Raw genomic sequence first — 14,354 nt, forward strand, 5'->3', positions numbered from 1 at the left:
ACGCTAATATCGATTCGTTCTAACGTTAAGGTTGGTTTTACAACCTCTTCTGATAATTCTGAATTACAACCTGTCAAGAAGAGGATAATAAGACAGATAGATATAAATTTATTCATGGTTTAGATTGAAATTAAAAAATGGGATTACGAAGATCGGGTAATAAACGGTGGAATGACAATCATTTAAGATAATTTATGATTTTTAGGGGGCTTTGTTGCGTAATTCAGTTTAGAGACAGAGTCGTCCCGTTCCGTGTATTTCGACGACAAGTTTCAGGTAGTCGGATATGTAGGTCACCAGCTATTCCATACGATGGTACTGAGCTAAAAGGCGTCATCCAACAAAGTCTAAAACTTGGATCGCCCTAAAATACCAACGCCGTTTAACTTAAATAAAATCTAACGCTTTATAGGCGAACTTTTCCGTCTTTGCATTCCGTCTATGTTGCTGACATTTGTTGTGATACTCAACTGCTATCAACCTGTTGTGTGAATCTACATATAGTTACGGAGGGTAAATTACTGAAAAATTCCTTATATGAGACTAAAGTACCGATTAGATTAACTTGGTGTACTGGCTAGGTCGCCCACTAATTGAGTCTGAGAAGGTTTGGGGCATTTTCGAGCTAGAAAATGCCGTGTGTTAAAATTCAGATTGTGACGATTTTGGACAAAGACGATTTAGCGCATCGCACTAAACCGTTCTTTTTAGATTAGAAAAAATACCTTGAAACCTTAAACGTTAGCTTACTCTGCCATAATCTTATCGTAACTATATTGGCACGAACCACATTTACCTTCGTTGTATTGATCTTCTATGCCTAATGACGTGTCACATATTTCACAAAATTTATATTCCATTTCATACTCACACGCCACACACTTATCTTCACTATATATATATGTGTGTTTTCCGCACTCATGGCATGAATCATAAGGAGAATCCCCACCATCCATAGCATTACTAATTGCTTCACCAGACAATGAGTCATCAATACATTGCTCAATTACATCATCAAATGAAAAATCAGTATTACATGACCTACAATGCAAGTTAACACAGGGGTGACAATCATCGGGATATGGAGCTTCGATTAATGACGAGTGACATGAATTACAACGTAAATATTTTAATGACTCTTTAACTGCGTCGTACTTCCAATCTATTTTTTCGATTGATGCAGTACATAATGCTTCTTCAGCAGAATAAACTTCACTTACTTCAAGTAAAGTTGCCCACGCTTCATCACCTAATGTTTCTTGTGGATCTTTTTCTAAGTATTCGGTTAGGAAATCTCTAATCAGTAAAAATGATTTTGCAACTATTTCACGAACGGTATCTGGCGACTCTGAAGTATAGTAATGTTCAAGATCATTCCTCAGTTTATTAATTTCATTAAATCGGTTCCAATCTACTGATACTTTCAAGCTTTTAAACCGCTCTTGAATTGAAAAGACATCAACTGTTTTATGCCCTTTACCTTCGAAGACGATTTTTCCATCATAATTTTGGATAGGCCTAATATTTTGTTTTATTAAAAGTTCTTTATTATCTTCAGGAGATAACAGGCATAGTTTCTCTTTGTATAGAAGTAAAATTCCTGCTGAAATGTTTCGAACAGCAGAAACACTTCTTCTATCATCTGCACTTTCATAGTCTTCAATCCCTATTTGAATTGAATCTATCGCATTTTGGATTATACTCAAAACTTCTCCTTTTTAACTCTTTGCCAACACTTGTTCAATGGTCAAACTTGAACCTAGCTCAGATTCTGTATCATATTCTAAACTTGCATCTATATATAAACGGAAGATAAATGACAATTTAACAACATCGCTATCTATCTCAATATTATATATTGATCTTATAGATTCTATTTCATCTACATGTTGCTTAAATTCTATTAAATCAATTGTTACGACTAAATCAACTCTACGCATCTCGTAGAAACAACTAATATAGACACTTTTTTCTGGAAGGCGACTAACGTAATGAACAGTTGGGTCTTCGACTCCCTCGAAAATATCAGGAACAATTTCGATTACATCGGTTAATTTATCAGTAAATACTTGCGCACCTAATAAATCTCCAATGTCTTTGTTTTTCATATTCTTAAGGTAACTTTCTGTTTCTTCAATCAGAAATCCTTCTAAGTCATCAAGTATTTCTTCACGGTTAAAGGCGTGCTCAATTTTATCAACATTCTCTTTGATAAAGTCGAAAATATTTAAGTACGGCTTGATAGTTGCTGTAACTCCAATTTCATCAATATCTTTTTGCAAATCGTCATTAAATGATAAAATCTTATTTTTCTTTTCGAAGAAATCATGCTTGTTGTTTGTAATGAAGGCAATTTCACCTTCAATATTCTGAGCTTTTAAATAACTCAAAAATGAAAGCCAGATCAAAGTATCACGGTAACCTTTCTCTTCACCAGTAAATGGTTTAACTAATTTTAATGCTCTATCAACAACCTGTTCATGCGGAACTTCATCGTATGAGATATTTTCGATGAAATTAACTTTACTATTTAATATTGATTGAACGTCATACTTTGTAATCCCCAATTTTTCAAATGAAAAATCAACATCTTGTTTATTAAGTTTATTGACTCTGTTGATCAACCTATCAATCTCTGTTGTTGTTTCCAACAACTCTCTCTCACGAATATTATTAACTTCCTGAGCGACTAAGTTAGACAACAAAAGGCCTAATTCTTCATTATTTAAGTAATGAAACAATAGTTTAAAATTTGCATTATCTACGAACCAGTTATTGTAAAATGCATTTGTGTCTAAAAAAACTTTCATGAACATCTTCTTTGAGTGAAACTACGAGTCAAGTAGAGAGGGCTAATGTTGAGGTCATTCATTATGAAACTCAACCAGTATTCATTTATAGTGTGAATCGAAAGCGACTTTTAGGAGAAACTTCAGCAATTTTCCATATAACAACCCAAACACATGGATTAGATTAATTTGATCCATTCTAGAGCGTTCGAGCAAAGCAGTTCGGGGCTCTGAGAAGTTTTGGGGCATTTCTGAGGTAGAACGTGCCACAGGTAAAAGTTCAGCCTGTGAGGGTTTTGGACAAAACTGAGTTTGCGGCTTTGATAAATTAGCACTTAACGGATTTCCTAAGGTATTGGAAAACGTCTAACCTCGCGGCCAACCTCAGTATTCCGCTGGACATACTAAGTTGATAACTATTCACCCTCAATTTCATTTACTACTTCTTGATATAAACTAACCTGCCTAGAGTCGCCTAGTCTTAAATATTCATCAGCAATATCTTTGGCGTAACGCTCACCATCTGCGCCCATGTTAATTAGATTAACAAACAGTTTTTTAATGCTTTCATCCGAATATATAGAACAAGGACGAGAAAGCGCCTCCTTCCAAACTTCGTATGTATCCTGCGGATACTTGTCGCTTAGACGCGCTAAATTTTCAACTAATGTATCAGCGTTGTAATCATACCCAGCATAAGGGGCGATGCTCATCAACCAGTTTTTTGACTGCTTATCAATTTCGTCAATGAATTCAGACCACAATGACAACCTTGATGCAAATTGTTTCCCTTTATTCGTACTAGGATTTATCAGTGCAACTAATGAAGGGAACAAGGAGAACACTATTTCTCTAATCTTTATTTCTTGACTATCTCTTTGTGTCCAAAAAAACCAAACCATCGTCTCCAACTCAGAGTAATTAGCTCGTCTTATCAGGAGAGCAATCGATCCGTCTTGTTCATCAACCTTTTCTAATTCATGAATACAAGCCACACAAACAAATTCGATATATCGATTCTTGGTTTCATCTTTAAGGTATTTGCTGTCTAGAAGCAGTTCAAAATAATTATGCTTTCTAAATAGAGCATAAATTTCTGGCCTCAAGTGACTTACATAACTGTAACCCTGTATCGCGCACAGCCAGCGTTGCAAATTCGATCGGTCAAATATCTTATCTAGATTTGTAAGAGTCCACTCTTCTGATAAATAGATAAAGTTAGAAATATAGGTTCCTACAATCGCAGCAAACTCATACTCATTTACGGAGTCTGGTTTATCTAATTCACGAGCAAAAATAGGTTCGTAGGCGCCCCATACTTCTGAATGTTGAGTCGTTTCTTTGTTTGAGTTTCTACACTCATATAGCGCTAGGTTGACATAAGCCTCTAAACAACGTCCCCGCGGACTATTGATAGCAATAGATACAGCATCTGAATCAAGATTAAACTCTTCCCCTGGTTGGCGTTCTAAAATCAGTTCAAGAACACGTTTGGCACGACTAGATTTATCTATTCCGAAAGCATGGGAGTCACTCTTACATCCCGATTCAATCAATCTGCTTAATGTGCCAATAACCCAATTAACATTACCGATGAAAGCGCCTTCGCTGTTACTGCCGTCATCATTCCAGAAGTTATCTATTACCAATAATTTTTCTGAAAATGCTAAAATTTCATTCCATCTAGAATCCCAATCTAACGTTTTTTTAGCTTCCCAGAGGCTTGAATATACTGAAAATAGCTCATGTAAGTAATAAGGCTTCAATTGAATCAAGTGTTCAGAATGACTTAAAATAGTATCGCATTCTAGCGTGACTAATTCGCCGAATTTTTTTACTAACCCCTCGATTCCAGGTTCACGAAAGTGTCCTTTTGATTTGTAATCATTAAGAGACTTAACCAGCTCCTCTGGTGTTTTCAGCAGTACTAATAGCTCATTAATCTCTATAGGTGACTCGTGTTGAACTGTTCCAACACTCATGTAACTTGAAAAATCAGGGTGATCAGGTTCTTTACCTGTTATTTCTGTGCATATTTCATATAAGACTTTGGCTTCTTCGTCTTGTTCTTTAATAGAATAATACCAAATAGACTGTCGATATGCCGTTGGCTTCGATTCGATACCACCCGATTCATCTGTATAAACCAGTTTGGAAATCACATCGTGAACTTGTTTTTTTTCATCAGCCGTCAAGTTAATGAAATTACCCTTTAAGAAATGCCAAAGCTCGTGACGATAGTGATCACTGAAAAAGCCTTCATTAAGGAGCTTTCCTCTTAATTCTCTTGATAGTTTGATGAAAGATTCGCCTGCAATGTAGATGGCAACACGTTGAATTATTTGATATCTATTATCCAGCATACTGCAAAGCTTAATGTTTACAGCTTCGTCATGGCTTACATTGCAGTAACCTAGTAATGCATCTCGAAAAAGTTTGAGCGTAATTGCTTCAACATCATTACGACTTGAGTTTTGTTCATGCTCTTCAACAGCACGTCGCCAAATAACAGACCATTGGTCGTTTCCTTCAATATCAATAGCTTGTTTAAACTTACTTTCAAACAATTCAACAACTTCAAGCCCTAAAAGTTCCCCCGCTTTTTTCGCTGATTTTTCAGCGATTGAGTTGGCCGTGTAACCATCCATATTAAGTCTAGGCTCACTTTTTTCTGAAGATATTTTGCTTTCTGTAGAAGAAATATCAAATAAAAAATCAAAAATTTTAAGTGTAAGTTTGTTGTTATGCGCATTTGGTACTTCTAGTAAGTCAACGACCCAGTCGCCAATTTCATTACTTACTAGTCGACTATCAAATCGATCAGAAAGCCAGTAAGAGATAATCTCTACTTCCGAAATCGATATTAAATCTGACGGAATATTTCTTAATATCTTTGCAAATTGCCACCACGTACGATAGTTGCTAAAGCTATGCTCAGAAGCATATGTCGTTACATCTACAATTAACTGTAAATATAACTTGGCATAACCCTCATCATCCTGATCGCAAAGGTGCTGGGATGAGGAAACTAAGTATTGAGTAATAGGCCAAGAAGGAGTGTTCCAGTAATTTCCTTCGGTATTTACGGGACTAGGGTTTAGAGGTGGGGCCAGTAGCCCTTTTTCACTAAAGGCCTTAAACCATTTCAGGCTCTTTACCTTAGAGAAAAAATGCGGCTGCAATTCAGGCTTTGCAATGACTCGCTCTAGAACCATTAGTTCATCTTGTGATAGCTCACTAATCATTTAATATCCTATCCATCAACGCAATATCATCAACCAAAGCGGGTGGCTGAACACTTAACTTACTAGACCAATGCTCTACTACATGTTCAAGCTGCTGATAGTCTTTTTCATCTCTCGTATAACCAATCAGGTGAACACCAAATGACCTTTGATGGTAAACCTTTAACCTATCATAAAGAGGTTGTTCACTTCTGAAGAATGGTTGAAGCAAAAAACGTTGTCGTTTATTGTCCAGCTCTTTGACACCTGAACGCCTCAAAATATGTTCTAGAATTTCTGACTCTTCAAGACCATAGCCAATAAATAGCACCACATAATTTTCAAACAACTCTGCTAAGAAATGCTGTACATTCTTCTCGTCATAATGAGCGAGATAATCACGAGTCGTAACTATCATAGTTTCAGGTTTTTCAATATCACCATGCAAATGAATAACTGTCCCTGGTTCTTTGAGATCTGCTGCATTTAAATTTGCTACGCCAGACTTTCGATTAACCTTTTGTTTTGTCTCTTTTTCAGACTGTTCTTCAAGAGGATCAGGATTAAGTTCATGGTCATAATTCGTAGTGACACATGTGGCCTTAATTGAATTAATATTGGGGTAAATAGAGCTTTCAAATCGAGCTTTAAGGTTAGATCTAAGATCTAAATTTTGACCATTTTCTTGGCTAATGAAATCAGCGATGGAAAGCTGTTTCTTGGGGTCTAATTTCTTTAGCTGTTCAAGCTCTGCATAATCAATAAATCCATTATCGACTAAGCTACGAAGGGCATCATAAGCAAGGCCTCCCCATGATGGCATTCCAACCATCATGGAAGCGCCAGCTCCAACAAAAAGTACTAAATTCCCATTTTGCGCGGCATTAACTATTTCATCTGGAACTGGAGGGAGGGCTTCAAGCTGGTCTGTCATTTTACACAAATCTTCCCAGAAAATTGAACATTCAATTAGACCTTTTTAAAGGTTTGTCTAGAGTCAGGCTATTGTTTTTCTATGTCTGTTAATAGCCACTATGCGCATAATGCAGGATTAGTAAAATTTGGTCAAAGAACAGCTATCTGAAATGTTACATGCGAAAGCTTTAAGGCACTTTGAAGTTAGCAAAGTGCCGACTGTAACAAACCTGGAAAGAATGTATGGTACTCCCGTTTTTTCAAGTGAAAAATCCAAATACCAGATTTATCAACACACAATCTACATCATCACTTAATACCGCCATAGAATCTCCCTCGCAATAAGTTCACTTTGTCGAACAGAATAGACAAGAGATGGCATTTTAACTTGATTGCATATCAAAAGAACTGAACATCTAGTAAACTGCCCTCTTTTAAGTTCAACAAGTTATAAACGATGCAAGAAGAAGCTATAGAACAAAGTGAAAATACAGCGCCTCCGGTTGAGAGCGCATTGGAGTCGTGGCTACAACGTTGTAAAGATGCTCGTGATGGTCATTATAAGAGAGCAGAGAAGCTCTTCGATTTGTCGCAACTCCTTGGCTACGTGCTCATCTATTCAACTATATTTGTTACAGCTTTTTCGTTTTTCACTCACAATCCTGAACAAGTTTTGTTTTGGTGTATTACTAAACAACACATTGTCATTTTCATTGGGTGTATCGCAGCGGTAATCTCAGGAATAGTGAGCCAAGCTAGATTCGGAGAAAGGGCTGAAATGCATCGTTCATCAGGAGCTCGCTACGCCAACTTAGCTCGGGATATCGAAGAGCTACAACTCAAACAAAAGATGGGTCTACTGCAGAACAGTGAGCTGTCTACGCACATTAACTCAGTTATTAAAGAGTGGAATAACCTGTCAGAAGATTCGTTGTTGACTCCACACAACCCAACTCGAACAAACCAGTATGGTCACATTTTGATAACGTTATTTTTCATCATAATGTTTTTCTCCGTGGCAGCCTGACACTGATTACAGTGCATTATATTTCGCCAAGAGGAATCACCCTAAATGGCAACAAGCATACATTTAACAGAAATCTACCAACGTAAACTCAATTTTCTTATTGGTTCCGGCGCCTCTAGTGGTTTGTTCCCTACTCTCTGGTTACCGCTAATAGATTCAGATGATGAAACTAAAAAAGAAACTATCGAGACACTAGCAACCAAGCTAGACAAGCTTGCGGAGAAAGACTCCCGATATAAGAATCATCATACATTGTTGTTTATGTACTACTACGAACGGATCATTAAGCCAATATGTCAGTTCAAGACCAGTGATGTTCAAGCAGTTCGAGAGCATCAATGCTCTGGGGAGCCCAGTTGTGAGATATGTAAAGAGTTTGATACAAAAAAGAGTGTATTAATAAACTACGAAGCTTTTATTGAGTCTATTGTTCGTCTTCTTCAGCATAAGAAACATTTTGAGAAGCGTTGTAACCTCTTTACTACAAATTATGATGGTTGTATCCCCCTGATTGCCGATGATTTAATCAAGAAAGGGGATTTAGAATTCCATATAAATGACGGAGCTAGCGGTTTTATCGAACGAACTCTCTCTGCTCGAAATTTCAACTACTACCTATGCCAAACTGGTGTATTTGGTAGAAACTCGTCTGATATACCACAAATCAACTTTATCAATCTACATGGTTCCGGCTATTGGCAGAAATCGGAAGACACCATTAAAGTTGATTATAACAATCTCGAACGTACAGTTGTGATCCCAGAAGCGGCTCAAGAAGCTCTAGAACAGTTTGATGAGATTATTAACCATAAGGGTAAGAAAACAACAGATCTACTAGAAGCTCAATTTGAATTAAGTGAAGATAACCGAGATGCGTTTTGGAATACATACAATAAGCTACCCATTGTTAACCCTACAAAGTGGAAGTTTCACGAAACAGTCTTTGAAGAGCACTACTACCAAATGCTGCGATTGCTTAGCTACAGCTTGGAAGAACAGAACTCAGTTTTAATCAGTTTCGCTTTTTCATTCGCAGATGAGCACATTCGCAATCTAGTTAAGCGTTCATTATCCAACCATTCACTGCAAGTTTTTATTTGTTGCTTCAACGAAAAAGAGCATAAAACTATGCAGGAGTTTTTTGGTGGCTATAAAAACGTAGCCTTAATCCACTTTGAAGATAAAGTTTTAGATTTCACCGCATTTAATACAGACGTGTTTAACGCAGAAATCTTAAGGGACGTGACGCAATGAGTATTAACGTAGGTGAGGTCATTGCGGTTCGTGGGACACAGATTACGCTGCGAATCTTTGATGAGTCTAGTCTTGAAACGATGTTCTATGACGGAAAGAAATACAAAGGTGTTTCGATACGCGAGTATATTGGGATTAAACGAGGTTTTTGCCTAATTGTTTGTATCGTCGAGGGTGAGTACTTAGATGAAAAAAGGTTCGAATTTGACGACAACAAGATTCAATACATCCGAAAAGTAGAAGCCAAACCTATTGGTTACTTTGAACAGAATCAGTTCAAAGAGGGTGTCAAATTAATGCCCATGATAAAGGATGAAGCTTACCTGCTTAATGAGTCTCAAGTAACCAAGGTCTTTAGTCAGGCAAACGATGGTAGATTCAAAATTGGTTCAATGCTTAAAGAAGAACTACCTGTTTCACTTCCTTGGGACAAAATCTTCAACAGTCATATTGGCATTTTTGGCAACACTGGTAGTGGTAAATCAAACACGCTAACAAGGCTTTATGCTGAACTATTTCGTAACTTTGAAGATCAATTAGTGGGTAAAAGCCAGTTTCTTCTCGTAGATTTCAACGGAGAGTACACTGGTGACCAACTTATAAAAAAAACTGAAAATAAGAAGTCCTTCAACCTGAGCACAGGAAAAAGAGAGGGGCAAAAACTGCCTTTAGCAAGCGATCATATTTGGAACACCGAGATCTTGGCATTGTTGTTTCAAGCAACTGCAAACACACAAACACCATTCATCAATCGAGTGATTGAAAAGCGAAAAAGTCAGCTAAAGAACAATGATGATGTTAAAGATTTCGTCGTAGGTACATTCTACTTATGTCTTGTTAACCCGGCTCAAAATAAAGAGTCTTTGATTCACCTAAAAGTTATCGCCAAACATCTTCAGAATGATGCCCTTATAAATAAACTGAAAAATTTCATTTGGTTTGATAAGCATCAAGATAAAGCCAAGTTCGCAGATCCTAAAGCTCCTGGCAATTGGCACTTCTTTGACACACAAGCTGACTTTGACACGAACCTAAGACCTATTTTAGACGAAATAGATGTAGACAAGCTTGACGCTTTTGATGAGCTAATTGTACGGATAAATGTTCAGCTATTAAGGGATTTACTGTTCGGAAACATTCAATTTGATCACATTCAACCTCTATTAAAGAGAGTAGAAAGTGCAGTTAATGACCTTAGAAAGATTTTTGATGTTAAAGACGACGTCAGAGACGAGTTCAAACTTTTAAATGTTGTTTCCCTGAGAAGATGTAATCAAGCAACCAAAAAAATCGTTCCTTTGATACTTGCGAAAATGTTCTATCAAGAACACCGAGAGAAAGTTGAGGAAAAAGTAAGCAGTACTCTTCATTTCATAATCGATGAGGCTCATAACATCCTTTCCCAACAATCGAGCCGTGAACATGAGGTTTGGAAAGATTACAGACTTGAAATGTTTGAGGAGATTATTAAAGAAGGTCGTAAATTTGGCATGTTCTTAACGCTTGCCAGCCAAAGGCCAGCAGATATATCACCAACGATAATGTCTCAACTTCATAACTTCTTCATTCATCGGCTAGTGAATGACAAAGACTTGTTTCTTATTGATAACACCATTAGCACGTTAGATCGTATGTCAAAGAGCTTGATACCTAACCTTTCAAAAGGGGCATGTGTTGTCACAGGTACAGCCTTTGACTTGCCGTTAGTAATGCAAATTGACTACATAAAAGAGAAAAAAAGTCGACCTGCAAGCGATGACGTTGATTTAGCAAAACTATGGGGACTGAAAAAAGAAGACGAGTAACTTTTTTACCTTATAGGGTGTAAAATCCAACATGCCAAAACCAAATAGACTGGACACAGTGAGTCATACGAATATTGTTCAAATTATTAAGAGTTTACAATGCAAGAACAACAGCAAACAAAAAGCTTTCAGCTAAGGGAGCTTGGTTAACAAGCTGAAATGCGACTAATGCATTGATTTTTAATAGGTTATGTCAGAGGTAACATGGACAAGTACTTTGAATATGAAAGAGCTTATAAAAGCCGTCCTCATGTCGTGCTACTTGGTGCTGGCGCTAGTGTGGCAGCTATTCCAAGGGGTGACAAAAACGGAATGAAAACTTCTGTAATGGATGGTTTTTTGGAAAAACTGGGGTTGAGTGAAGTTATCGAAGATTTAAACCTTGTCACTCAAAGCGATAATTTAGAAGATATTTACTCTGAAATTGCTGAAAGAGATGAATATGCAGATGTAAGAAGTGAACTGGATACTAGAATTCGGAACTATTTCAGTGAGTTTGAAATCCCCGATGAACCCACAATCTATGACTTTCTACTTCTTTCTTTGAGAAAAAAGGATCTAATAGCAACATTCAATTGGGACCCTCTGCTACTTCAGGCTTATCAAAGAACCGTCAAAATTACTACCGATTTACCAGATTTAGCGTTCTTACACGGCAATGTCTTGGTTGGATACTGCCTGGAACATCAGCACGGGGGAAATGTAGACAATAGATGCCCAGAATGTGACGAGTGGTTTTCGCCCAGCAGGCTTTTATATCCAATTGCAAAGAAGAATTACAATGATGATCCTTATACCAAGAACAATTGGAAAGCACTAAAAAACTACTTAAGTAAAGCGTATTTAGTGACCATTTTTGGATATAGTGCTCCCAAGACCGACGTTGAAGCCATTGATATGCTTAAAGATGCTTGGGGTGACATTAACAAAAGGAACATGGAGGACATTGAGTTTATAGATATCCAACAAGAAGATGCACTGGTCGATACGTGGGAAGAGTTTGTTCATACTCATCACTACACATATACCAATGACTTTTTCAATTCCAGCTTAGCTAGGTTTCCTAGACGCACTACTGAGGATTTGTTTGATCGTACACAAAACTGTATCTGGACATCTCCGGAAACACCGTTCTCTGAATCAATGACGTTCTCAGATTTGCATAATGTCGTTGGCCGTTTAGTCGAAGAAGAAAATGAACACAAAGACAGCTACATAACTCTAAAAAACAGGTAATTAAATACCAATCAACAATTAGCACTGGTAGGTCAATAGATACCAAAGAAAACTAGTCTCACTTGTAAGACCAACTCATTTTGGGGCATTTTCGAGCTAGAAAATGCCACGTGTTAAAATTCAGATTGTGACGTTTTTGGGGCAAAGATTACTTAGAGTAAATGAACTAAATTGATGTGTAGAAAGAAACCAACATGGTGCAGAATTTTTATCATGGTACTGATTTGACGACCTTAAAGCTCGAATCAGGCAGCTTTATAGAAGAAAACTTACGGCCTTACTATTCGGATGTCCTTTATTCTCTTAAAACGTCTCAGGGGGAAGGGTACGTCTATGCGTTAATCGAGCACCAGAGTCGGCCAGATAAACACATGGCGTTCAGACTGATGCGTTACGCTATCGCTGCCATGCAACAGCATATTGAAGCGGGTCATGAGCATTTACCCTTGGTGATCCCTTTGCAGTTTTACCATGGCCAAGTCTCGCCCTACCCATATGAGATGAATTGGTTAAAAGGTTTTGCTAACCCTAAGATGGCTAAGGCTCTCTATACTCAAGATTTTCCATTGGTCGATGTCACTGTTATCTCCGATGATGAGATAATGCAACATCGCCGTATCGCGTTACTTGAACTTGTACAAAAGCACGCTAGGCATCGCGATATCATGGATTTCCTTGAGCCTCTGGTCACATTGCTCTTAACCGATTACACTACAGATAAGCAAGTACAGTCATTGATGAGCTACCTACTCCAAGTGGGTGAAACAAGTAACCTAGAAGCGTTAATTACGTCACTGGTCTCATCAGTACCGAAACACGAGGAAACACTTATGACTATTGCAGAACAATTGCGCCAACAAGGGCGCCAAGAAGGTATACAATTAGGTGAGGAAAAAGGCCGCCAAGAAGCGCTCAAGGATATGGCGCGTAAGATGCTGCTTAATGGTCTAGATCAACAAACCATTATGGATGTCACGGGATTGAATACAGACGAACTCGCACAACTTTCTCATTAGCTGCTCAAGCATAAAGGGTTGTGTGGCAAAGTGGTGGTGTTGATAAAATCTGCCTGGAGATAAAGCTACATCGTCTATGGCTAACCGTTGGCTTCTAACTGGCATAGCCAGAGCTATAATTTTTGTTTGTAGTTTTGACATTTACTATCATTTCACCTATCTGAGCGTTGTAGTATTTCAAACTCGTTTTACCGCTCGTTAGCGCCTTTTCCGCTTCATTTATTGCTCCACTCTCTTCCCAAAGCATTACCTTCTTTCGAGGTGAATTTCAGTGAGGGACAACCTTTCTTTTTTAGAGGCTCATGGCACAACAAAACTGACTTCCGCACTCATGGTTTCGGGTGTATCGACATGAACAGCCAAGTGCAGCTTTTGCCATGCTCTGCGTTTCTTTGCATCAAGCTTTTTCACTTTCCACTCTCCCTGACCAAAAAGATGGAGGCTAATTGAGTTAATGGCTAGACGGCGAATAGCCCTTTAGATTTATTGTGATATTTGACTTGAACCGCGTTCGAACACTTACCCTTGAAGATTGAGTACGGACGGTTCTTTTTCTAACGCCAATCAATCTATAAAGTACGTATTAAACTTAAATATTGGGCGTTCTCCCTTCGGTCGGCTCATTCCGTCGCTTCACTCCTCTCGCGATAACTTATGGCACTGTTATCGAGCAAGCTCGATGTGACATTAAGTTACTGCGAACAATCACCCAACGCCTCCGCTACTGCGTAGCTGCGCTTCGTCGTGCCTCCTTATTGCCTTTCACTGGCTTCAATTAAGTTCGAGTAAGGGCTTGTTTTCTTATGTGCCGATTTTCCTTTCGACTCGCATCATTGGATGGCGCTCGCAGACTGTTCACCATCTTCAATCAGAACCTTCTCTGCAAGGGTTAATAAACGCTTCGCGCCCCTGCAGAGAAGAACCCTGTTTGAGATCTGGACAGCCAAGCGGCTCCATAAAAGTGATACTCAAACAGAAAGGAAACTTGTCATGGCACAACAAAACTCAACCCCAACTCTCTCTACATTGACGCTCAGCGACCAGCGTTTCGCCGCTGGGCACGAAAGCTCACCAAAAAATGATATCTC

At 38.2% G+C, this 14,354-nt stretch carries 9 protein-coding genes and 2 pseudogenes; 5 read left to right on the plus strand and 6 right to left on the minus strand.

The features are described from left to right. The 5 genes from ACED28_RS21640 to ACED28_RS21660 all read right to left on the minus strand — a co-directional run. Positions 1 to 116 (minus strand): lipoprotein (locus ACED28_RS21640; protein ID WP_371710713.1); only part of this gene is annotated, 116 nt, incomplete at its 3' end. Between the two features lie 630 nt (positions 117 to 746). Continuing rightward, positions 747 to 1,706: a hypothetical protein gene (locus tag ACED28_RS21645; protein ID WP_371710707.1), complete on the minus strand. Its 960-nt coding sequence runs from the start codon at positions 1,704 to 1,706 to the stop codon at positions 747 to 749. Positions 1,707 to 1,718: 12 nt separating this feature from the next. After that, positions 1,719 to 2,810: a PIN domain-containing protein gene (locus ACED28_RS21650; RefSeq protein ID WP_371710708.1), complete on the minus strand. Its 1,092-nt coding sequence runs from the start codon at positions 2,808 to 2,810 to the stop codon at positions 1,719 to 1,721. 395 nt (positions 2,811 to 3,205) lie between these two features. After that, positions 3,206 to 6,034: a hypothetical protein gene (locus tag ACED28_RS21655; protein ID WP_371710709.1), complete on the minus strand. Its 2,829-nt coding sequence runs from the start codon at positions 6,032 to 6,034 to the stop codon at positions 3,206 to 3,208. Further along, positions 6,027 to 6,947: an SIR2 family protein gene (locus ACED28_RS21660; protein WP_048606956.1), complete on the minus strand. Its 921-nt coding sequence runs from the start codon at positions 6,945 to 6,947 to the stop codon at positions 6,027 to 6,029. The genes ACED28_RS21655 and ACED28_RS21660 overlap by 8 nt, the downstream gene beginning before the upstream one ends. Positions 6,948 to 7,385: 438 nt before the next feature. Here ACED28_RS21660 and ACED28_RS21665 point away from each other — a divergent pair, with 438 nt between their 5' ends. From ACED28_RS21665 to ACED28_RS21685, 5 genes and pseudogenes are all read left to right on the plus strand, one after another. After that, entirely contained in the window at positions 7,386 to 7,955 is a 570-nt protein-coding gene (locus ACED28_RS21665; protein WP_371710710.1) for an SLATT domain-containing protein, read from the plus strand. Between the two features lie 45 nt (positions 7,956 to 8,000). After that, positions 8,001 to 9,209: a hypothetical protein gene (locus tag ACED28_RS21670; protein WP_371710711.1), complete on the plus strand. Its 1,209-nt coding sequence runs from the start codon at positions 8,001 to 8,003 to the stop codon at positions 9,207 to 9,209. Then, positions 9,206 to 11,014 (plus strand): ATP-binding protein, encoded by a 1,809-nt coding sequence (locus ACED28_RS21675; protein WP_113797700.1) that lies wholly within the window; start codon positions 9,206 to 9,208, stop codon positions 11,012 to 11,014. Before ACED28_RS21670 ends, ACED28_RS21675 begins: the two co-directional genes overlap by 4 nt. A gap of 204 nt (positions 11,015 to 11,218) precedes the next feature. Further along, positions 11,219 to 12,250 carry a hypothetical protein gene (locus ACED28_RS21680; RefSeq protein WP_371710712.1) on the plus strand — a complete coding sequence of 344 codons (1,032 nt, stop codon included), beginning with the start codon at positions 11,219 to 11,221 and terminating at the stop codon, positions 12,248 to 12,250. 185 nt (positions 12,251 to 12,435) lie between these two features. Continuing rightward, a pseudogene (locus ACED28_RS21685) lies at positions 12,436 to 13,266 on the plus strand (Rpn family recombination-promoting nuclease/putative transposase); the annotation flags it as partial. A gap of 90 nt (positions 13,267 to 13,356) precedes the next feature. On the opposite strand, the pseudogene ACED28_RS21690 reads toward ACED28_RS21685, so the two are convergent. After that, positions 13,357 to 13,787: pseudogene (locus ACED28_RS21690) on the minus strand (IS5/IS1182 family transposase); the annotation flags it as partial. Between the last annotated feature and the right edge of the window lie 567 nt (positions 13,788 to 14,354).

The sequence above is a fragment of the Vibrio sp. 1F253 genome, assembly GCF_041439295.1.
Classification (GTDB): Bacteria; Pseudomonadota; Gammaproteobacteria; order Enterobacterales; family Vibrionaceae; genus Vibrio; species Vibrio tasmaniensis_A.

What these genes read in the sequence shown, in the direction of transcription:
- ACED28_RS21650 (WP_371710708.1), bottom strand. Translation starts at nt 2,810, where the DNA reads ATGAAAGTTTTTTTAGACACAAATGCATTTTACAATAACTGGTTCGTA.
- ACED28_RS21655 (WP_371710709.1), bottom strand. Translation starts at nt 6,034, where the DNA reads ATGATTAGTGAGCTATCACAAGATGAACTAATGGTTCTAGAGCGAGTC.
- ACED28_RS21660 (WP_048606956.1), bottom strand. Translation starts at nt 6,947, where the DNA reads ATGACAGACCAGCTTGAAGCCCTCCCTCCAGTTCCAGATGAAATAGTT.
- ACED28_RS21665 (WP_371710710.1), top strand. Translation starts at nt 7,386, where the DNA reads ATGCAAGAAGAAGCTATAGAACAAAGTGAAAATACAGCGCCTCCGGTT.
- ACED28_RS21670 (WP_371710711.1), top strand. Translation starts at nt 8,001, where the DNA reads ATGGCAACAAGCATACATTTAACAGAAATCTACCAACGTAAACTCAAT.
- ACED28_RS21675 (WP_113797700.1), top strand. Translation starts at nt 9,206, where the DNA reads ATGAGTATTAACGTAGGTGAGGTCATTGCGGTTCGTGGGACACAGATT.
- ACED28_RS21680 (WP_371710712.1), top strand. Translation starts at nt 11,219, where the DNA reads ATGGACAAGTACTTTGAATATGAAAGAGCTTATAAAAGCCGTCCTCAT.